This window comes from Rhodanobacter sp. BL-MT-08, assembly GCF_054161255.1.
Genome location: NZ_CP167872.1, coordinates 2,255,466 through 2,274,327 on the forward strand (window position 1 = coordinate 2,255,466; position 18,862 = coordinate 2,274,327).

Below are 18,862 nucleotides of genomic sequence, written 5' to 3' on the forward strand. Positions count from 1 at the left end.
CGGGTTTCCCGCCAATTGTCGAAGGTCGGCGATCCGCAGTGGCGCCGGCCATGGAAAAGTCTGGGAGTGTTTTTCAATGCATAACAATGATCCGCACGCGTCCAACGACGCGCAGGATGGCCATGAAGATATTGCGGGCGAATCGGCGCCGGAAACCGCCGAGCTGGAGGCACTGCAAAGCCAGCTGAAAACGCTGGAAGCCAGCCACGCCGAGCTGCGCGAAACCGTGTTGCGCGAGCGGGCCGAGCTGGAAAACCAGCGCCGCCGCATGCACCGCGATCTGGAGCAGGCGCGCCGTTTCGCCAACGAAAAACTGCTCAACGAGCTGCTGCCGGTTTACGACGGTCTCGAAGGCGGCCTGGCGGTGGAGGGCGGCGATCTGGCGTCGATGCGCGAAGGTCTCAGCCTCACCTTGAAGGCACTGTTGAAGGTCGGCGAGAACAACGGCATGGCGCAGATCGATCCGCTCGGCCAGCCGCTCGATCCGGAGCGTCACCACGCGGTGAGCATGGTCGAGGCGCCGGGCAAGGCACCGGGCACGGTCGTGACCGTGCTGCAGAAAGGTTACGTGTTGAACGATCGTCTGCTGCGTCCGGCGCTGGTCGCCGTGGCGAAGGACTAGGACTTATCCGGCTGGCGCCTGGCTGAATGACGCGCTGGCAAACGGATCGAAATCGCATTGAGGGCGTTGCTGGCATTGAATCGCCGGGCCACACCCCCACCTGATAAACAGTCGCGGCCGCGGGGGCCGCTAGTAAAAATATCGGAGTAACAGACATGGGCAAGATCATTGGTATCGACTTGGGCACCACCAACTCGTGCGTCTCCGTCATGGAAGGCGGCACGGCCAAGGTCATCGAAAATTCGGAAGGCGATCGCACCACGCCCTCCATCGTCGCCTTCAATAAGGACGGCGAAGTGCTGGTGGGCGCCTCGGCCAAGCGCCAAAGTGTGACCAATCCCAAGAACACCTTCTACGCGGTGAAGCGCCTGATCGGCCGCAAATTTTCCGACGCGGAAGTCCAGAAGGATCTGAACATTGTTCCTTACGCCATCGTGGCGCACGACAACGGCGACGCGTGGGTACAGACCTCTGACGGCAAGAAGATGGCGCCGCAGGAGATCGCGGCGAAAGTGCTGATGAAGATGAAGAAGACCGCCGAGGATTATCTGGGCGAGTCCGTCACCGAAGCCGTGATCACCGTGCCGGCCTACTTCAACGACAGCCAGCGCCAGGCGACCAAGGACGCCGGCAAGATCGCCGGCCTCGACGTCAAGCGCATCATCAACGAGCCGACGGCGGCCGCGCTGGCGTACGGCATGGACAAGAAGGGCGGTGACCGCAAGATCGTGGTCTACGACCTCGGCGGCGGCACGTTCGACGTATCGATCATCGAGATCGCCGAAGTCGACGGCGAGAAGCAGTTCGAAGTGCTGGCCACCAACGGCGATACCTTCCTCGGCGGCGAAGATTTCGACATGCGCGTCATCGACTACCTCGTCGACGAGTTCAACAAAGAGCAGGGCATCGACCTGCGCAAGGATCCGCTCGCCCTGCAGCGTCTGAAGGATGCCGCCGAGCGCGCCAAGATCGAGCTGTCGTCCAACCATCAGACCGACGTCAATCTGCCCTACGTCACGGCCGATGCGTCCGGTCCGAAGCATCTCAACATCAAGCTGACCCGCGCCAAGCTGGAGTCGCTCGTCGAAGAGCTGATCAAGCGCACCATCGACCCGTGCCGCACCGCGTTGAACGACGCCGGTCTGCGCGTGTCCGACATCAACGAGGTCATCCTCGTCGGTGGCCAGACCCGCATGCCGAAAGTGCAGGAGTCGGTGAAGGAGTTCTTTGGCAAGGACCCGCGCAAGGACGTCAACCCGGACGAGGCCGTCGCTGTCGGCGCTGCCATCCAGGGTGGCGTGCTGGGCGGTACCGTAAAAGACGTGCTGCTGCTGGACGTGACCCCGCTGTCGCTCGGCATCGAGACGATGGGGGGCGTGATGACCAAGCTGATCGAGAAGAACACGACGGTGCCGACCAAGGCTGCGCAGACGTTCTCCACGGCCGACGACAACCAGACCGCCGTGACCGTGCACGTCTTGCAGGGCGAGCGCGAGCGCGCCAGCGCGAACAAGTCGCTGGGCAAGTTCGACCTGTCCGGTATCGACCCGGCGCCGCGCGGCATGCCGCAGATCGAGGTCACCTTCGACATCGACGCCAACGGGATCCTGCACGTGTCGGCCAAGGACAAGAAGACCGGCAAGGAGCAGAAGATCGAAATCAAGGCCGGCTCGGGTCTGTCCGAGGACGAGATCCAGCGCATGGTGGCCGACGCTGAGGCGAATAAGGAAGAGGACAAGCGCTTCCACGAACTGGTCGCCACCCGCAACAAGGCCGACCAGCTGGTGCACTCGACTCGCAGCGCGCTGAAGGAGCACGGCGGCAAGATTCCGGCCGACCAGCTCAGCACGATCGAAGGCGCACTGTCCGATCTGGAAAAGGTCAAGGACGGCGAGGACAAGGCGGCGATCGACGCCAAGGTCGAGAAGCTGGAGCAGGCGGCGCAGGCGCTGCAGGCCGCAGCGCAGGCAGGCGGCAATGCCGACGCCGGTTCGCAGTCGGCGCCGGGCGGCTCGGCTCAGCCGGACGACGTGGTCGACGCCGAGTTCACCGAAGTGAAAGACGAGAAGAAATAAGAAATAATCGGCAGCCGTCCATCACGATAAAAGATGCGGCAGGGTCGACAACACCAGCCCGTGCCGGGATCATCCCGTCGCGGGCTTCGTGTTGAAGGGGCAAGGCATTGATGACACGGGGATCTGGAGCGGTATCGCCCGATCTCTACCGGCAAGCGGCAAGCAGTGTGGATGCATGAATGAGCAAGCGTGATTACTACGAAGTGCTGAGCGTCGAGCGCAGCGTCACCGACGTCGAGCTGAAGAAGTCCTTCCGCCGGCTCGCGATGAAATATCACCCGGACCGCAATCCGGATGATCCGGGCGCGCAGGAGAAATTCAAGGAGGCCAAGGAGGCCTACGAAGTGCTGTGCGATCCCCAGAAACGCGCCATCTACGACCAGTACGGCCACGCTGGACTCGAGCAGGGTGCCGGTGGCCGCGGCGGCGCGGGCTTCGGCGACGTGGGCGATATCTTCGGTGACATTTTCGGCGACATTTTCGGTCGCAACAGCGGCGGTCGTCAGCGTCGCGGTGCGGATCTTCGCTACATCATCGAGCTGGATCTGGAGGAAGCCGTGTTCGGCGTCAGCCGGCAAATCGAAGTGCCGACCCAGGTCAACTGCCACCACTGCAACGGCAGCGGCTCGGAAGACGGCAAGGTCGTGCAGTGCAAAACCTGCCGCGGTCATGGCCAGGTGCGTATGCAGAACGGCATCTTCTCGGTGCAGCAGGCGTGTCCGCACTGCGGCGGCAGCGGCAAGGCGATCGAGAAGCCCTGCAAGAAATGCCATGGCGAAGGTCGTATCGAGGAGTCGCGCACGTTGTCCGTGCAGATTCCGGCGGGCGTGGACAACGGCGACCGCATCCGTTTGAGCGGGCAAGGTGAAGCGGGCCCGGGCGGCACGCCGGCCGGTGATCTTTACGTGGAGGTGCGGGTGCGCGAGCACGCGATCTTCCAGCGCGAAGGCAACGACTTGTATTGCGAGCTGCCGATCCGATTCACGCAGGCGGCGTTGGGCGTGGAGCTGCCGGTACCGACGCTGGAAGGCGAGGTGCCGATCAGCATTCCGGCCGAGACGCAGACTGGTACGCAGTTCCGCCTGCGCGGGCGCGGCGTCAAGTCGGTGCGCAGCACGCGGCATGGCGACCTCATCTGTCGTGTGGTGGTTGAAACGCCGGTGCGCTTGACCAAGGCGCAGCGTGAGCTGTTCGAGGCGCTTGAGGCCACCTTCGAAGAAAGCGACGGCGATCGGCATACGCCGCGGGCCAAAGGCTGGATCGATGGCGTCAAGGAATTCTGGTCGCGGGTCACCGCCTAACTGCGGCGCTCCATGGAGGCATCGCAAGCATTGGGTCGGCAATTCTTGCTGACGGTGCCGCCCGCGCTACGATGGATCGCTCAACACATGAACGGGAGCGCGCTGGTGACTCAATCTCTTCGCCTCGGCATCAGTGGTGCGTCCGGCCGCATGGGCGAGGCCCTGCGTGGATTGCTCGAGCGTGACAAGCGATTCGAGCTGGTCCACGCCGTGGTGTCCGCCGCATCGGCCCATGCGGGAAAGCCGGTTTTTTACGATGTAACGCATTCGCTGCGTTATGCGCAGGATTGGTCTGCCGCTCCGGCCCTCGATGTCATCATCGATTTCAGCGGTCCGCACGGCCTGAGCGCAACGCTCGATTATTGCCTCGCCAACGGCACGCCGCTGGTCACGGGCACCACGGGCATGGACTCGGCTCTTGAGGCGCGCCTGCTGAAATCCGCGGAAAGCATCGCGCTGCTGCGGGCGGCCAATTTCAGCCTCGGCGTCGCCGTGCTCAGCCACTTATTGCGCGAAGCGGCAGCGAGCTTGCCGGACTGGGACATCGAAATCGTGGAAGCCCACCACGGCCGCAAGCAGGATGCGCCATCGGGTACCGCACTGGCTCTGGGCCATGCCGCGGCGGCGGCGCGAAAGACGACGCTGGACGCGGTAGCCGTCTATTCGCGCGAAGGCTGCACCGGTGAACGCGTCGATGGCTCGATCGGCTTTGCTGTGGTGCGCGGCGGCGACATTGTCGGCGAGCACACGGCGATGATGATCGGGCAGGGTGAGCGGCTGGAGCTGTCGCATCGGGCCACGGATCGCTCAATTTTTGCTCGCGGCGCGTTGCAGGCGGCGCTGTGGTTGCGCGGTCGTGCGACCGGGCTGTGGCAGCTCGAGGACGTTATCGCCACGCCGCGTTGAATGGCTTGTCGCTGACAGCAGGCACGTCATGCCTTGCGGTTCGCGCCCGGTGTCGTTAGCATCGCCGGCTTGTCATTGGGGAGTAGCCAGCCTCGTACCCAGAGGCGTTCGCATCAACACAATTGGAACCGGACCTCCCGGAACCATGGTGCGATCAGCAAGCCGTCGCTTCGCGTGATGGTTGTGCCCGGCGAGACCTTTGGCCATCGACATGCTTACCCGGCCGGGCGAGCGGTGTCGATGAGCCATCGGTTTCCGCTCGCCCGGCCCTCGTGTATTTCATGCTGATTACTTTCGCGTTATTCATCGGCTCCGCGGTGGCGATTTATCTCGCCTGCGAGTATTTCGTCAATGGCGTCGAATGGTTCGGACGCAAGCTCAAGCTGAGTTCAACCGCCACCGGTACCGTACTGGCCGCCTTCGGCACGGCCTTGCCCGAGAGTGCAGTCACCTTCGTTGCGGTGATCTTTGGCAAGACGCCGGAAGCGCGCGATATCGGCGTCGGCGCCGCGCTAGGCGGCCCGCTGGTATTGGCCACGATCGCTTACGCTGTCGTCGGTGGCGCACTGTGGCTGCACCTGCGCCGACTGAAGCGGGCCGACCGGCTGATTCGCGTCGACAGCAAACGACTGGCGCGCGATCAGTCCTGGTTTCTCGCGATTTTCGTGGTCAAGTTCGGGCTCGGTTTGGTCGCCTTCGCCATCAAGCCCTGGCTTGGCATCGTGTTTCTCGCCGCCTACGGCATGTACGTCTGGCGCGAGATGCGCAGCGGCGACAGCACCCCGGAGGAGGAAGAGCTTGAGCCGCTGAAGTTTCGTCCGCGCCAGCTCGACCCGGCCATGCGCTGGGTTGCGGCGCAAACCTTTATCGCGCTGGCGGTTATCGCCGCCGCGTCGCGATTGTTTGTCGGTCAGCTGGAAGCGATCGGTGCCCTGTTCTCGCTACCCGCGCATCTGGTGGCGCTGGTGCTGAGTCCGGTGGCGACGGAACTGCCCGAAACCGTCAATGCACTGATCTGGGTGCGCCAGGGGAAGGAGCGGTTGGCGCTGGCGAATATTTCCGGCTCGATGATGATTCAGGCCACTATTCCCAGTTCGCTGGCTCTGTTCGCCACGCCGTGGCTGTTCGACCCCCCGCTTGTGGCAGCCGGCGTGCTCACCATGATGGCGATAGGTTATTTGTGGTGGCTGTTCCAGCGAGGCCGGGTCGACGCTCGCTGGCTGCTGCCGGTGGGCGCGTTGTATGGCGTGTTCGCTGCGTTCGTGGGCTGGTATTTCAATCGATGACCAGCATCGCAAATACCGGGGAGACTTGCGCGAGCTTGCCTAGTCCGGGTGAGAAGCGTTGCGGTCGCGGCCGGCGCCCAGTTTGGTATCCAGGCTGCCGAAAAGTTTCTTGAACACGCGCGAGAATTTGCCGCGCTTGGTCTTGCGCAGTTTCTCTTCTTCGCTGGTCAGCCATGCCACCTGGATGACGCGCCGCTCACCCTCGAATGGCAGGTGGCCGTGAAAAGAGTTATCGCAACGCTTGAACACCGCAAATTCGCCATACAGAGGCGTCAGCTCCGGCACCACGATGCTGTCGATGTCGTCTATCTTGTGCAGAAAGCGCAGGCAGCCGTCGCTGGTGTCCGGCCACTGCGTGTTGAGGTAGATCAGCGCGGTGGCGACCTTGGACTTGCTGTCGGTGTGAATGGTGCCATGGCGCTTGTTGAGCAGCCGGCACAGCGTGACCAGGGTCGGATATTGGCCGAGATCGTCGATGCCAAGGCGCTCGCCGACGGCCCGGGCGAACGCTGGGGAGGTCATGTTGCCGATCAGCGCGTTGACGCTGGGGCCGCAGTCGCTGGGATCGTAGGGGAAAAACCCGGCGCTGGGGTAACGCGGAAAGTCCTTCTCCAGCTCGCTGCGCGCCTCATCCGGCAATTGACCGTGCGCAACCATGAAAGGAAACGGATCATGCGTAACCGTAGTATCCGGACGATCAAGTCGTGCGGGATCGAGCAGAACGGCGGCGCTCATGACGGCTGGCTCCCTAAAAAATATCGGCTAGTTTAGCGCCCGGCCGCCCGGAAATAGCGTGAGTTCACTGCATGGTTCATGCTTTGTAAGGTGGACAGAAAGGGCGCTGCGTCTTATCATTTCTACCCGCCCAGATACTTTCCCTCACGAGCTCCACAAGCCAGCCACGGCGCGGCTTGCGGGTCTTGCTGCATCAAAAAGGCGGACACCTCATGCATATTTCCGCTCTGCTTGCCCTTGAAGACGGCAGCGTGTTTCACGGTTACGCCGTGGGCGCGACTGGCGACACTGTCGGCGAAGTGGTTTTCAATACGGCGATGACCGGCTATCAGGAGATCCTCACCGATCCCTCCTACGCACGCCAGATCGTCACGCTGACCTATCCCCATATCGGCAACACCGGCGTCAATGCCGAGGATGTCGAGTCCAGCGCGGTGCACGCGGCCGGCCTGATCGTTCGCGAGGTTCCCCGCCGTGCCAGCAACTGGCGCAGCACCGAAAGCCTGCCGGATTACCTGAAGCGCCACGGTACGGTGGCCATTGCCGGCCTCGACACGCGCCGGCTCACGCGCCTCCTACGTGACAAGGGCGCCCTGTCCGGCTGCATCATGGCCGGCGAGCAGGTGGATGCGGAAGCAGCGCTGGCCAAGGCCCGCGCGTTTCCCGGCCTCAACGGCATGGATCTGGCCAAGGTGGTCAGCGTCACCAAGCCGTACGTGTGGAACGAGGGTATCTATGACCTCGACAACACCCGCTTCAACCAGCCGGCCAAGCGCTTCACGGTTGTCGCTTACGACTTCGGCACCAAGCTCAACATCCTGCGCCTGCTGGCCGAGCAGGGCTGTGAGGTCACCGTGGTGCCGGCGCAAACCTCTGCCGCCGACGTATTGGCAATGAAGCCCGACGGCGTATTTCTGTCCAATGGTCCGGGCGACCCGGCGGCGTGTGATTACGCCGTTGCCGCCACGCGCGAATTTCTTGAGGCGAAGATCCCGCTGTTCGGCATCTGCCTTGGGCATCAGATCATGGGTCTGGCGGTCGGTGCCTCGACGCTGAAAATGAAGTTCGGTCATCACGGCGCCAACCATCCGGTGAAAGACCACGACAACGGTCGCGTGCTGATCACCTCGCAGAACCACGGTTTCGCGGTCGATCCCGCTACGCTGCCGGCCAACGTACGCGTCACCCATACGTCGCTGTTCGACGGGTCGCTGCAGGGCTTTGCGCTGACCGATCGTCCCGCGTTCTGCTTCCAGGGTCACCCGGAGGCGAGCCCGGGGCCGCTCGATATCGGCTACCTGTTCGATCGTTTTGCAGCACTCATGCAGGAGGCCCGCTGAGATGGCCAAGCGTACTGATATAAAAAGCATCCTCATCATCGGCGCCGGCCCGATCGTCATCGGCCAGGCCTGCGAGTTCGACTACTCCGGCGCCCAGGCCTGCAAGGCGCTGAAGGAAGAGGGCTACCGGGTGATCCTGGTGAACTCCAATCCCGCCACGATCATGACCGACCCGGAAACCGCCGACGCGGTCTACATCGAGCCGATCAACTGGCAGACGGTGGAGCGCATCATCGCCAAGGAGCGCCCCGACGCGGTGCTGCCCACGATGGGTGGTCAGACCGGCCTCAACTGCGCGCTCGATCTGGCCGATAACGGCGTGCTGGAGAAGTACAACGTTGAACTGATCGGCGCCAAGCGCGAAGCGATTCGCATGGCCGAAGATCGCGAGCTGTTCCGCGTGGCCATGGGCGAAATCGGGCTCGAATGCCCGAAGGCCGAGATCGCGCGCACGTTCGAGCAGGCGCTGGCGACGCAGGCCAAGGTCGGCTATCCGACGGTGATCCGGCCCAGCTTCACGCTCGGCGGCTCCGGCGGCGGCATCGCCTACAATCGCGAAGAATTTGAGGAGATCGTGAAACGCGGTCTCGAGCTTTCACCGACGAGCGAGGTTCTGATTGAAGAGTCGGTGCTGGGCTGGAAGGAGTTCGAGATGGAGGTGGTTCGCGATACGGCGGACAACTGCATCATCGTGTGCTCGATCGAGAACATCGATCCGATGGGCGTACACACCGGCGACTCGATCACTGTGGCGCCGGCGCAGACGCTGACCGACAAGGAATACCAGCGCCTGCGCGACGCCTCGATCGCGGTGCTGCGCAAGATTGGCGTGGATACCGGCGGCTCCAACGTGCAGTTCGGCATCAATGCCGAGAACGGCCGCGTGGTCGTCATCGAAATGAATCCGCGCGTCTCGCGTTCGTCGGCGCTGGCGTCGAAGGCGACCGGTTTTCCGATCGCCAAGATCGCGGCCAAGCTCGCCGTCGGCTACACGCTGGACGAACTGAAGAACGACATCACCGGTGGCCTCACGCCGGCGTCGTTCGAGCCGTCGATCGATTACGTGGTAACCAAGATCCCGCGCTTTGCGTTCGAGAAATTCCCCTCCGCCGACGCGCGCCTGACCACGCAGATGAAATCGGTGGGCGAGGTGATGGCGATCGGCCGCACCTTCCACGAGTCGCTGCAGAAGGCGCTGCGCGGTCTGGAGATCGGCAAGACCGGTCTCAATCCGACCGGCCTGGATATCAGCACCGACGACGGCCTGGCCGTGCTCAAGCGCGAGCTGCGCGAGCCGCGGCCGGACCGCGTCTTCCATCTGGCCGATGCGTTCCGTGCCGGCCTGTCGCTGGAAGAAGTGCACAACCTCAGCCGCGTCGATCCATGGTTTCTCGCCGCGTTCGAGGACATCGTGCTGACCGAGAAGGAGATTGCCGAGCAGGGGCTCAGCGCGATCGACGAGCCGCGCATGCGCGAGCTGAAGCGCCTCGGCTTCTCCGATGCGCGCGTGGCCGAACTGCTCCATACCGACGAGGCGGCGGTACGCCATTTGCGTCACACGCTGGGCGTGCGGCCGGTCTACAAGCGCGTGGATTCCTGTGCGGCCGAGTTCGCCACCAGCACGGCCTACATGTACTCGACCTACGAGGAAGAGTGCGAGGCCGCGCCGACCAGTCGCGACAAGATCATGGTGCTGGGCGGTGGCCCTAATCGCATCGGTCAGGGTATCGAGTTCGATTACTGCTGCGTGCATGCGTCGCTGGCCCTGCGCGAGGACGGCTACGAGACCATCATGGTCAACTGCAATCCGGAAACCGTCTCGACCGACTACGACACCTCCGATCGCCTGTATTTTGAATCGCTGACGCTGGAAGACGTGCTCGAAATCGTGCACATCGAAAAGCCCAAGGGCGTGATCGTGCAGTACGGCGGCCAGACGCCGCTGAAGCTGGCGCGCGCGCTCGAGGCGGCCGGCGTGCCGATCATCGGCACCAGCCCGGACAGCATCGATCTGGCCGAGGATCGCGAACGCTTCCAGCACATGATCGAAAAGATCGGGCTGAAGCAGCCGCCGAACCGCACCGCGCGTAACGCCGACGAGGCGCTAGCCCTGGCGCGCGAAATCGGTTACCCGCTGGTGGTGCGCCCGAGCTACGTGCTCGGCGGTCGCGCGATGGAAGTGGTGCATGACGATGCCGATCTTTCGCGCTACATCCGCGATGCGGTGCAGGTGTCCAACGATTCGCCGGTGCTGCTGGATCGCTTCCTCGATCACGCGGTCGAAGTGGATGTCGACATCATCGCCGATGCCGAAGGCAACGTGCTGATCGGCGGCATCATGGAGCACATCGAGGAGGCGGGCGTGCATTCGGGCGATTCGTCCTGCTCGCTGCCGCCGTATTCGCTCAGTGCCGAGATCCAGGACGAGATGCGTCGCCAGGTCACCATGATGGCGCGCGAACTCAAGGTCATTGGCCTGATGAATACGCAGTTCGCCATTCAGGGCGAGACGGTGTTCATTCTGGAAGTGAATCCGCGCGCGTCGCGCACCGTGCCGTTCGTTTCCAAGGCGATCGGTGTGCCGCTGGCCAAGATCGCTGCACGCGTTATGGCCGGCCGAACGCTGGCAAGTCTCGGCGCCACGCACGAAGTGATCCCGTCGTACTACTCAGTGAAAGAGGCAATCTTCCCGTTCCTGAAATTCCAGAACGTCGATCCGATCCTTGGTCCCGAGATGCGTTCGACCGGTGAAGTCATGGGCGTGGGCCGCAGCTTTGGCGCAGCCTTTGCGCGAGGTCACGAAGCGGCCGGCATCAAGCCGCCGAAGGTAGGCAAGGTTTTCCTGTCGGTCCGCGACAGCGACAAGGAGCGCCTGCTGCACGTGGCCAAGGAGGTGGTCGCACGCGGTTTCAACCTGGTGGCAACCTCGGGCACAGCCAGCTATCTGGCCGAACACGGCGTGATCTGCGAGCGCATCAACAAGGTGCTCGAGGGCCGACCGCATATCGTCGATCTGATCAAGAACGGCGAGATCGTCTACATCGTCAATACGACCGAGGGCAAACAGGCGATCGCCGATTCGTTCTCGATCCGGCGTGAGGCTCTGCAGCATCGCGTCACGTATTCCACCACCGTGGCAGGCGCCCGCGCGCTCGTGCATTCGCTGGATTTCCGCAGCGACGGCGACGTGCACAGCCTGCAGGAACTGCACAAGGAACTCGGCGCATGAGTCGTCCACCGATTACCAAGGCGGGCGCCGAGCGCCTGCGCGGCGAGCTGGAGAAGCTGAAGTTCGTCGACCGGCCGCGGATCATCGCGGCTATCGCCGAGGCGCGCGCGCACGGTGACCTGAAGGAAAACGCCGAGTACCACGCGGCGCGCGAGCAGCAGAGTTTTGCCGAAGGGCGCATCGCCCAACTGGAATCCCTGTTGTCGAACGCCGAAGTGATCGACGTGACGCAGCTCAATCCGGGCAGCCGCGTGGTGTTCGGTGCGATCGTCGATCTGGAGGACGAAGACACCGGAGCGGCGGTGACCTACCAGATCGTTGGCGATCTGGAGGCGGACATCAAGCTGCACATGATCGCGGTATCGTCACCGATTGCGCGCGCGCTGATCGGCAAGAACGAGGGCGACAGCTTCGAGTTCACCGCGCCCAACGGCGTCAAGCGTTACGAAATCACCGGCGTTCGCTACAGCTGAAACTTGCCTGGTGAGATGCAACCGCGTCTCGCCAGGCAAACCATTTCGATGGGCACAAAAAAGGCCGCTTGCGCGGCCCTTTTTTTTGCATCGCCAACGTGTGTGCCCAAATGGACTCAGCGCTGGCGAGCCTTGAAACGGGGGTTGCTCTTGCAGATCACGAACACCTTGCCGCGACGGCGAACGACCTTGCAGTCACGGTGCCGCGCCTTGGCGGACTTCAAAGAGTTAAGCACCTTCACGGCCAGCTCCTGACACTATTCAAAAGTTAAGTCCGCAAGTGTAACGGGGTGACGTGGTTATCACAAGCCTTGCACGGCGGTCGCCGCATCGGCCACGGTGGCCATGAACTGCTTGAGGGCAGGGGAGTCGTCGTCGATACGGCAAGCCACCGCAAGCAGCAGGTAGGCATCGGAGTCTTCCAGTGCCAGATAGCTCACTCCAGCGAGCCGCACCGCGCGCATGCTGGCCGGCACCAGCGCCATGCCCAGTCCTGCGGCGACCAGTGCCAGCAAGCCATTGATCTGCTGAGCCTGCTGGATGATAAACGGTTCGAAACCCGCTTTCATCGCCAGTTTGACCAGACTGTCGTACAGCGTGGCGGCAAGCTCGCGCGGCTGGGAAATAAACGCATCAGCGGCGACTTCGATCAGACGCAGACTTTTTCGGCCGGCCAGCCGGTGGCCGATCGGCACGGCAAGCACCAGGGGCTCGCGGTCGATCACGCGCAGCCGCAAATTGCGCGCGTCCTGGGCGTGCAGCGGCTCATCGCGGACAAAACCGACGTCGATGTGACCGGCGAGCAGCGCGGCGAACTGGGGCTCGGTGTACATCTCGCTTAACTGCAGGCGCACGTTCGGCGCAATTTGCCCGTAACGCAACAGCGTCTGCGGCAGCGCTGGGTGGAAAGAGACGGACGTCGTATAGGCCAGGCGCAGTTGTCCGCTGTGGCCTTCTGCTGCTGCGACGACATGGCTGCGCGCTTCGTCTGCCTTGGCCAGAATCTGCCGCGCCTCTTCCAGAAAAATCTTGCCGGGTTCGGTCAGGGCGACGTTGCGCTTGTTGCGCTCTAGCAGACGCACGCCCAGATCCTGCTCCAGCGACTGGATCTGCTGCGACAACGGCGGTTGCGACAGGTGCAGCCGTATCGCCGCGCGAGTGAAGCTCAGCTCCTCGGCGACAGCCACAAAATAACGCAACTGGCGAAAATCAAACATGTCGGCGCATCGCGGATATATAGCGTTGTCAAATAAGTAAGGTCCTAAATATATATTGGATACTTAGATGGGTTGATCACATACTTCCACCCGTCCCGCCGCTTCCCCCTCCCCCTGGCGGCGGTGACCCTCGCCCCGCGGTAACGCTAAATACGACATCCGGTCATCTCCCCCCTGACCCATGTTGATGCGTTGCAAACGCGGGGCGTTCTTTTTTGTATCGGCGCCTGGCTCCAGCTTTCGAGCGACCAGGCGGCTATAGCTCGCTGGCGACCTTGGTTCCCTGGGCGATAGCGCGCTTTGCATCGAGTTCAGCCGCCACATCGGCACCGCCAATGACGTGAACCTTGACGCCGGCAGCGATCAAGTCGTCGGCCAGCTGGCGGTTCGGCTCCTGACCGGCGCAAATCACAATGTTGTCGACCGGCAGGATCTGCGATTGACCGTCGACGGTGATGTGCAGGCCCTGTTCGTCGAAGCGCTCGTAGCTGACGCCGCCGAGCATCTGAACCCGCTTGGCCTTTAACGTCGCGCGGTGGACCCAGCCGCTGGTTTTGTTCAGGCGTCCACCGGGCCGCCCCTCGCTGCGCTGAAGTAGCCAGACTTGCCGGACCGGCGCTTCGGGCTGCGGTTTCTGCAGGCCGCCGCGGTGCGCCAGCTGCATGTCCACGCCCCATTCGTGGGTCCAGCGCGCCACGTCGGTGGCGGCCGAGGGAGCGTTTTCCACGAGAAACTCGGCCACGTCAAATCCGATGCCGCCGGCACCGATCACGGCGACCTTCGCGCCGACCGGCGCGTGGCGAGCCAAAACATCCAGGTAGCTCAGAACGCGAGCGTCGTCGCTGCCTGGAAAACTCACCGCGCGCGGCGTGATGCCTGTGGCGATCACCACCTCATCGTAGCCGCCGGCGACCAGCGACACTGCGTCCGCCGTCTGGCCGAGTTGCACGTCGACGCCGTGGTCGGTCAGCTGATGACCGAAGTAGCGCAGGGTTTCATAAAACTCTTCCTTGCCTGGGATCTGCTTGGCGTAATTGAACTGGCCGCCGATTTCCTGCGCTTTTTCGATCAGCGTCACGGCATGGCCGCGCTGGCCCAGCGTGCTGGAGCAGGCCAGGCCCGCGGGACCTGCGCCAACGACGGCAATGCGCTTGCGCTTTGAGGCCGGGGCAATGACCAGCTCGGTCTCGTGGCAGGCCCGCGGATTGACCAGGCAACTAGCGCGTTTGCTCTGAAAGACGTGATCGAGACAGGCCTGATTGCAGGCGATGCAGGTATTGATGCGGTCGCCGCGTCCGGCTTTGGCCTTTACCGCCCACTCGGGGTCGGCCAGCAGCGGCCGCGCCATCGAGACCATATCGGCCGCGCCGTCGGCAAGAATGCCTTCCGCCACGTCGGGCATGTTGATGCGGTTAGTGGTGATCAGCGGGATCGCCACTTCGGCCTTGAGCTTCTTCGTGACCCAGGCGAAGCCGCCGCGCGGCACGCTGGTGACGATGGTTGGTACGCGCGCTTCATGCCAGCCGATGCCGGTGTTGATGATGCTGGCGCCCGCCGCTTCGATACCCTTGGCCAGGGTGACGATTTCATCCCAGTCCTGACCGCCCTCGACCAAGTCCAGCATCGACAGGCGATAGATGATGATGAAATTCTTGCCCACTGCTTCGCGCGTGCGGCGAACGATTTCAATCGGCAGGCGCATGCGCCGCGCGGCGTCGCCGCCCCAGGCGTCGCTGCGTTGATTGGTACGCGCGGCGATAAACTGGTTGATCAGATAGCCTTCCGAACCCATGACCTCGACGCCGTCGTAGCCGGCCTCTTGCGCCAGCTCGGCGCAGCGCACGAAGTCCCTCACGGTCTGTTCAACCCCGCGCGTGCTGAGCGCGCTCGGCGTGAACGGCGTGATCGGCGATTTGATCTTCGAGGGCGCCACCGACAATGGGTGATAGCCGTAGCGGCCGGCGTGCAGTATCTGCATGCAGATGAGCCCGCCCTCGGCGTGCACGGCATCGGTCAGCTTGCGGTGGCGCGGCTTGTGCCACGGCATCGACAGGCGACCGCCGAACGGTTTCAGCCAGCCGCGGATGCTCGGGGCGATGCCGCCGGTCACCATCAGACCCACGCCGCCGCGGGCGCGCTCGGCGAAGTACGCGGCCAATTTATCGTAATCGCTGGCCTTGTCCTCCAGCCCGGTATGCATCGAGCCCATCAAGATGCGGTTGGGCAGGGTGACGTGGCCCAGATTCAGCGGGGCAAACAGGTGCGGATAGTTCATTCGATCACGGCCGGTTCAAACAATCGTATGAATGTGCCGGTGTTTGAGGACGGAATGCAAGCGTTGTATTTGGCGCTGCGCTTTTCAGACCAGCAGTTGATGCACAAGGTCGATATAGCGGCGCATCGCCTCTTCCCTAGGCAAGCCCTGCAGCTTGGCCCACGCCTCGTGTTTGGCGGTTCCTATGAAATCGAAGAAGCCAGGCGGCGCGCTGCGGAGGTCGCCTTCCGATCCCTGCTTGTATAGCGCGTACAGCTTGAGCAAGGTGTCGTTGTCAGGGCGCTGGCCGTGTTGCTGGATGTCCTCGGCAGCCTGTTCGAACTCGCGGCGAAGATCGGTCATGAGAAGGGTCGGAAAAGCTTGCGAACCAAGCGCAGCATGGTGATATCACGCGACTTGTTCGAGGTCAACGAGACGGTGCACGCGCTAAACTGGCGGCCCGCTTTTCTTCGAACCAGGATTCCTCCATGAGCCACGCCACGCCCGCGCCCGTTCTGACCATTGATGGGCCATCGGGATCGGGCAAGGGCACGATCAGTGCGCTGGTGGCGGGGCATCTGGGCTGGCGGTTGCTCGATTCGGGTGCGCTTTACCGCGCGGTGGGCTACGCCGCCGGCATGGAGGGGCTGGATCTGTCCGACGTGGATGCGGTAACCCGCTGCGCGCACAGCACCCGCATCAAGTTCAGTGCTGCAGCCGATGGCGGTGAAACTCGCGTGATCGTCAACGGGCATGACGCCACGGACGAGCTGCGCACGGAAACGGCCGGTGCGGCGGCCTCAGCGATTGCCTCGGTGCCGTCGGTGCGCGAAGCCCTGGTGGCGCTGCAGCTGGGCTTTCGCAAAGCCCCGGGGCTGGTGGCCGACGGGCGCGATATGGGCACGGTGATCTTCCCGGATGCGGGCTTCAAGGTGTTTCTTACCGCCAGCGCCGCGGAAAGGGCGAAAAGACGCTATAAGCAGTTGAAGGAAAAGGGACTTAGCGTTACACTTTCTGGTCTCCAGCGCGAAATTGAAGCGCGTGACAGCCGCGATGCCTCGCGCGCAGTCGCGCCGCTCAAGCCTGCCGATGATGCCTTGCTGATTGATACCACCGGCATGGGCATTGACGAGGTCGTCGCGAAAGTTCTCGCCGTCGTGCAGCCGTAAAACGCGGCACGACGGTTTTCTCGTCCCGGTCAAAGCTTCCCGTTGGAGGCGATGTCGGGATTTTGGCCAACGGCGACAAGGGTTGTTGTTCCTGCGGGAACCACCCGGACTTGCCCTCAACCGGTGGACCGGCCGGTACGTGCGCAACCTCAAGCAAGGCGCAGCGAGCCGCGGTCTTTTCCCACTATGGAATCAACATGACTGAAAGTTTTGCCGAACTGTTTGAACAGAGCCAGCAGGCCATCTCCAAGCTGAAGCCTGGCGCCATCGTCACCGGTATCGTTGTGGAAATCCGCAACGACGTCGTCGTGATCAACGCCGGCCTGAAGAGCGAAGGCATCGTCCCCATCGAGCAGTTCCGCGATGAGCAGGGCGTGCTGGAGGTGCAGGTAGGCGACGAGGTGAAGGTTGCCCTCGAAGCTTTGGAAGACGGTTTCGGCGAAACCAAGCTGTCGCGCGAGAAAGCCAAGCGCTCGATGGTGTGGGACGATCTGGAGCACGCGTTCGACAAGGAAGAGACCATCGTTGGTCTCATCTCCGGCAAGGTCAAGGGTGGCTTCACGGTCGACATCAAGGATGTCCGCGCGTTCCTGCCGGGCTCGCTGGTAGACGTGCGCCCGGTGCGTGACCCGGTTTTCCTCGAGGGCAAGGAACTCGAGTTCAAGATCATCAAGCTCGACCGCAAGCGCAACAACGTGGTCGTCAGCCGCCGTGCCGTGGTCGAGACCGAGTTCTCCGCCGAGCGCGAGCAGCTGCTGGAGCGCCTGACCGAGGGTGCCGTGGTCAAGGGTGTGGTGAAGAACCTCACCGACTACGGCGCATTCGTGGACCTGGGCGGTATCGATGGCCTTCTGCACATCACCGACATGGCGTGGAAGCGCGTTCGTCATCCGTCCGAAGTGGTCAACGTCGGCGACGAGCTCGATGTGCGCGTGCTGAAGTACGACAAGGAGCGCAACCGCGTTTCGCTGGGCCTGAAGCAGCTGGGCGACGACCCGTGGGTGGCCATTGCCCGCCGCTACCCGGTCGGCAGCCGCCTGTTCGGCAAGGTCTCCAACGTCACCGATTACGGCTGCTTCGTCGAGATCGAGCCGGGCGTGGAAGGCCTGGTGCACGTCTCCGAAATGGACTGGACCAACAAGAACGTCAACCCGGCCAAGGTGGTTCAGGTCGGTGACGAGACCGAAGTGACCGTGCTGGACGTGGATGAGGAGCGTCGCCGCATCTCGCTGGGTATCAAGCAGACCCGCTCGAACCCGTGGGAAGCCTTCGCCGCCATGCACAAGAAGGGCGACAAGGTCTCCGGTCAGATCAAGTCGATCACCGACTTTGGCGTGTTCATCGGCCTGGACGGCGGCATCGATGGCCTGGTCCATCTGTCCGACATCTCCTGGCAGGTCACCGGCGAAGAGCTGGTACGCAACTTCAAGAAGGGCGACGAGATCGAGGCCGTGGTGCTGGCCGTTGATCCGGAGCGCGAGCGCATCTCGCTGGGCATCAAGCAGATGGAGCAGGACCCGTTTGGCCAGTTCATGGCGGCGAACCCGCGCGGCACGATCGTCAATGGCGTGGTGAAGGAAGTTGACGCCAAGGGTGCGCTGATCGATCTGGGCGAGGGCGTCGAGGGTTACCTGCGTGCCAGCGACATCGCCAAGGAGCGCGTCGACGATGCCACCGAGCATCTGAAGGTCGGCGACAACGTCGAAGCCAAGTTCACCGGTATGGATCGCAAGGGTCGCCAGCTGGCGCTTTCGATTCGCGCCAAGGACGAGGCCGATCTGCCGGAAGAGCCGACTGCCGTCGATTACGCCTCGGCCTCTACCGGCACGACCAAGCTGGGCGCGCTGCTGAAGGAACAGTTCGACAAGGCGGATTGATCGCTGTTTGAGCACGACACGGGGCGGCACACGCCGCCCCGTTGTTTAACGTCACGGACATTGGGGTCCCATGACCAAATCTGAATTGATCGAGGCGCTGGCAAGGCGTCAGACCCATCTTGCGTTTGCAGACGTCGAATTGGCCGTCAAAAGCGTGATCGAACAGATGAGTCATGCCCTTGCTCACGGTGAACGTATTGAAGTGCGTGGCTTTGGAAGCTTCGCTCTGCACTACCGGCCGCCGCGCATGGGCCGTAATCCGAAGTCGGGCGACGCCGTGGCGCTGCCGGGCAAGCACGTACCGCATTTCAAACCCGGCAAGGAACTGCGCGAACGGGTCAATCAGCACTTGGAGCAGACCAGCAGTTGATTGCATAA

16 protein-coding genes and 1 riboswitch are annotated in these 18,862 nt (G+C 63.0%); of the genes, 11 read left to right on the plus strand and 5 right to left on the minus strand.

Annotation, left to right across the window (positions count from 1 at the left end; genetic code table 11):
* Positions 1 to 76: 76 nt before the first annotated feature.
* The 5 genes from grpE (at position 77) to ACDK93_RS09945 (ending at position 6,190) form a co-directional block, all read left to right on the plus strand.
* Complete coding sequence (gene grpE, locus ACDK93_RS09925; protein ID WP_458068322.1) at positions 77 to 622, plus strand: nucleotide exchange factor GrpE; 546 nt, start codon at positions 77 to 79, stop codon at positions 620 to 622.
* Positions 623 to 777: 155 nt separating this feature from the next.
* Entirely contained in the window at positions 778 to 2,697 is a 1,920-nt protein-coding gene (gene dnaK, locus ACDK93_RS09930) for a molecular chaperone DnaK (RefSeq protein ID WP_458068323.1), read from the plus strand.
* Positions 2,698 to 2,876: 179 nt separating this feature from the next.
* Entirely contained in the window at positions 2,877 to 3,998 is a 1,122-nt protein-coding gene (dnaJ, locus tag ACDK93_RS09935) for a molecular chaperone DnaJ (RefSeq protein ID WP_458068324.1), read from the plus strand.
* A 105-nt stretch (positions 3,999 to 4,103) separates the two neighbouring features.
* Entirely contained in the window at positions 4,104 to 4,904 is an 801-nt protein-coding gene (gene dapB, locus ACDK93_RS09940; RefSeq protein WP_458068325.1) for a 4-hydroxy-tetrahydrodipicolinate reductase, read from the plus strand.
* A gap of 64 nt (positions 4,905 to 4,968) precedes the next feature.
* A riboswitch (yybP-ykoY riboswitch) is annotated at positions 4,969 to 5,125 on the plus strand.
* 60 nt (positions 5,126 to 5,185) lie between these two features.
* Complete coding sequence (locus ACDK93_RS09945) at positions 5,186 to 6,190, plus strand: sodium:calcium antiporter (protein ID WP_458068326.1); 1,005 nt, start codon at positions 5,186 to 5,188, stop codon at positions 6,188 to 6,190.
* A 39-nt stretch (positions 6,191 to 6,229) separates the two neighbouring features.
* On the opposite strand, the gene ACDK93_RS09950 is transcribed toward ACDK93_RS09945, so the two are convergent.
* Positions 6,230 to 6,925 (minus strand): 2OG-Fe(II) oxygenase, encoded by a 696-nt coding sequence (locus tag ACDK93_RS09950; protein WP_458068327.1) that lies wholly within the window; start codon positions 6,923 to 6,925, stop codon positions 6,230 to 6,232.
* 212 nt (positions 6,926 to 7,137) lie between these two features.
* Here ACDK93_RS09950 and carA point away from each other — a divergent pair, with 212 nt between their 5' ends.
* The 3 genes from carA to greA are packed head-to-tail and all read left to right on the plus strand — an operon-like array spanning position 7,138 to position 11,967.
* Positions 7,138 to 8,265, plus strand: a complete 1,128-nt coding sequence (carA, locus tag ACDK93_RS09955) for a glutamine-hydrolyzing carbamoyl-phosphate synthase small subunit (protein ID WP_458068329.1) — start codon at positions 7,138 to 7,140, stop codon at positions 8,263 to 8,265.
* 1 nt (position 8,266) lies between these two features.
* Positions 8,267 to 11,494 carry a carbamoyl-phosphate synthase large subunit gene (gene carB, locus ACDK93_RS09960; protein ID WP_458068330.1) on the plus strand — a complete coding sequence of 1,076 codons (3,228 nt, stop codon included), beginning with the start codon at positions 8,267 to 8,269 and terminating at the stop codon, positions 11,492 to 11,494.
* Positions 11,491 to 11,967 (plus strand): transcription elongation factor GreA, encoded by a 477-nt coding sequence (greA, locus tag ACDK93_RS09965; RefSeq protein ID WP_458068331.1) that lies wholly within the window; start codon positions 11,491 to 11,493, stop codon positions 11,965 to 11,967. The genes carB and greA overlap by 4 nt, the downstream gene beginning before the upstream one ends.
* 116 nt (positions 11,968 to 12,083) lie before the next feature.
* Here the strand turns inward: greA and ykgO are convergent, their stop codons facing one another.
* The 4 genes from ykgO to ACDK93_RS09985 all read right to left on the minus strand — a co-directional run bounded on the left by ykgO (position 12,084) and on the right by ACDK93_RS09985 (position 15,801).
* Positions 12,084 to 12,209, minus strand: coding sequence for a type B 50S ribosomal protein L36 (ykgO, locus tag ACDK93_RS09970; protein ID WP_007508267.1), 126 nt, complete (start codon positions 12,207 to 12,209; stop codon positions 12,084 to 12,086).
* Between the two features lie 60 nt (positions 12,210 to 12,269).
* Complete coding sequence (locus ACDK93_RS09975) at positions 12,270 to 13,184, minus strand: LysR substrate-binding domain-containing protein (protein WP_458068333.1); 915 nt, start codon at positions 13,182 to 13,184, stop codon at positions 12,270 to 12,272.
* A gap of 256 nt (positions 13,185 to 13,440) precedes the next feature.
* Positions 13,441 to 15,459, minus strand: a complete 2,019-nt coding sequence (locus tag ACDK93_RS09980) for an oxidoreductase (protein WP_458068335.1) — start codon at positions 15,457 to 15,459, stop codon at positions 13,441 to 13,443.
* Positions 15,460 to 15,543: 84 nt separating this feature from the next.
* Complete coding sequence (locus ACDK93_RS09985; RefSeq protein WP_458068336.1) at positions 15,544 to 15,801, minus strand: acyl-CoA-binding protein; 258 nt, start codon at positions 15,799 to 15,801, stop codon at positions 15,544 to 15,546.
* Between the two features lie 125 nt (positions 15,802 to 15,926).
* On the opposite strand from ACDK93_RS09985, the gene cmk reads away from it, so the two are divergent.
* The 3 genes from cmk (at position 15,927) to ACDK93_RS10000 (ending at position 18,854) form a co-directional block, all read left to right on the plus strand.
* Positions 15,927 to 16,607, plus strand: coding sequence for a (d)CMP kinase (cmk, locus tag ACDK93_RS09990; RefSeq protein ID WP_458068338.1), 681 nt, complete (start codon positions 15,927 to 15,929; stop codon positions 16,605 to 16,607).
* A gap of 197 nt (positions 16,608 to 16,804) precedes the next feature.
* Complete coding sequence (rpsA, locus tag ACDK93_RS09995) at positions 16,805 to 18,484, plus strand: 30S ribosomal protein S1 (RefSeq protein WP_458068339.1); 1,680 nt, start codon at positions 16,805 to 16,807, stop codon at positions 18,482 to 18,484.
* A 70-nt stretch (positions 18,485 to 18,554) separates the two neighbouring features.
* Positions 18,555 to 18,854, plus strand: a complete 300-nt coding sequence (locus ACDK93_RS10000) for an integration host factor subunit beta (RefSeq protein WP_458068340.1) — start codon at positions 18,555 to 18,557, stop codon at positions 18,852 to 18,854.
* Positions 18,855 to 18,862: the final 8 nt, after the last annotated feature.

Excerpts from the sequence above, each read along its gene's own strand:
- carA (WP_458068329.1), top strand. The coding sequence starts at position 7,138 with ATGCATATTTCCGCTCTGCTTGCCCTTGAAGACGGCAGCGTGTTTCAC.
- ACDK93_RS09945 (WP_458068326.1), top strand. The coding sequence starts at position 5,186 with ATGCTGATTACTTTCGCGTTATTCATCGGCTCCGCGGTGGCGATTTAT.
- dnaJ (WP_458068324.1), top strand. The coding sequence starts at position 2,877 with ATGAGCAAGCGTGATTACTACGAAGTGCTGAGCGTCGAGCGCAGCGTC.
- cmk (WP_458068338.1), top strand. The coding sequence starts at position 15,927 with ATGAGCCACGCCACGCCCGCGCCCGTTCTGACCATTGATGGGCCATCG.
- ACDK93_RS09985 (WP_458068336.1), bottom strand. The coding sequence starts at position 15,801 with ATGACCGATCTTCGCCGCGAGTTCGAACAGGCTGCCGAGGACATCCAG.
- greA (WP_458068331.1), top strand. The coding sequence starts at position 11,491 with ATGAGTCGTCCACCGATTACCAAGGCGGGCGCCGAGCGCCTGCGCGGC.
- grpE (WP_458068322.1), top strand. The coding sequence starts at position 77 with ATGCATAACAATGATCCGCACGCGTCCAACGACGCGCAGGATGGCCAT.
- ACDK93_RS09950 (WP_458068327.1), bottom strand. The coding sequence starts at position 6,925 with ATGAGCGCCGCCGTTCTGCTCGATCCCGCACGACTTGATCGTCCGGAT.
- ACDK93_RS09975 (WP_458068333.1), bottom strand. The coding sequence starts at position 13,184 with ATGTTTGATTTTCGCCAGTTGCGTTATTTTGTGGCTGTCGCCGAGGAG.
- dnaK (WP_458068323.1), top strand. The coding sequence starts at position 778 with ATGGGCAAGATCATTGGTATCGACTTGGGCACCACCAACTCGTGCGTC.
- rpsA (WP_458068339.1), top strand. The coding sequence starts at position 16,805 with ATGACTGAAAGTTTTGCCGAACTGTTTGAACAGAGCCAGCAGGCCATC.
- carB (WP_458068330.1), top strand. The coding sequence starts at position 8,267 with ATGGCCAAGCGTACTGATATAAAAAGCATCCTCATCATCGGCGCCGGC.
- ACDK93_RS10000 (WP_458068340.1), top strand. The coding sequence starts at position 18,555 with ATGACCAAATCTGAATTGATCGAGGCGCTGGCAAGGCGTCAGACCCAT.
- ACDK93_RS09980 (WP_458068335.1), bottom strand. The coding sequence starts at position 15,459 with ATGAACTATCCGCACCTGTTTGCCCCGCTGAATCTGGGCCACGTCACC.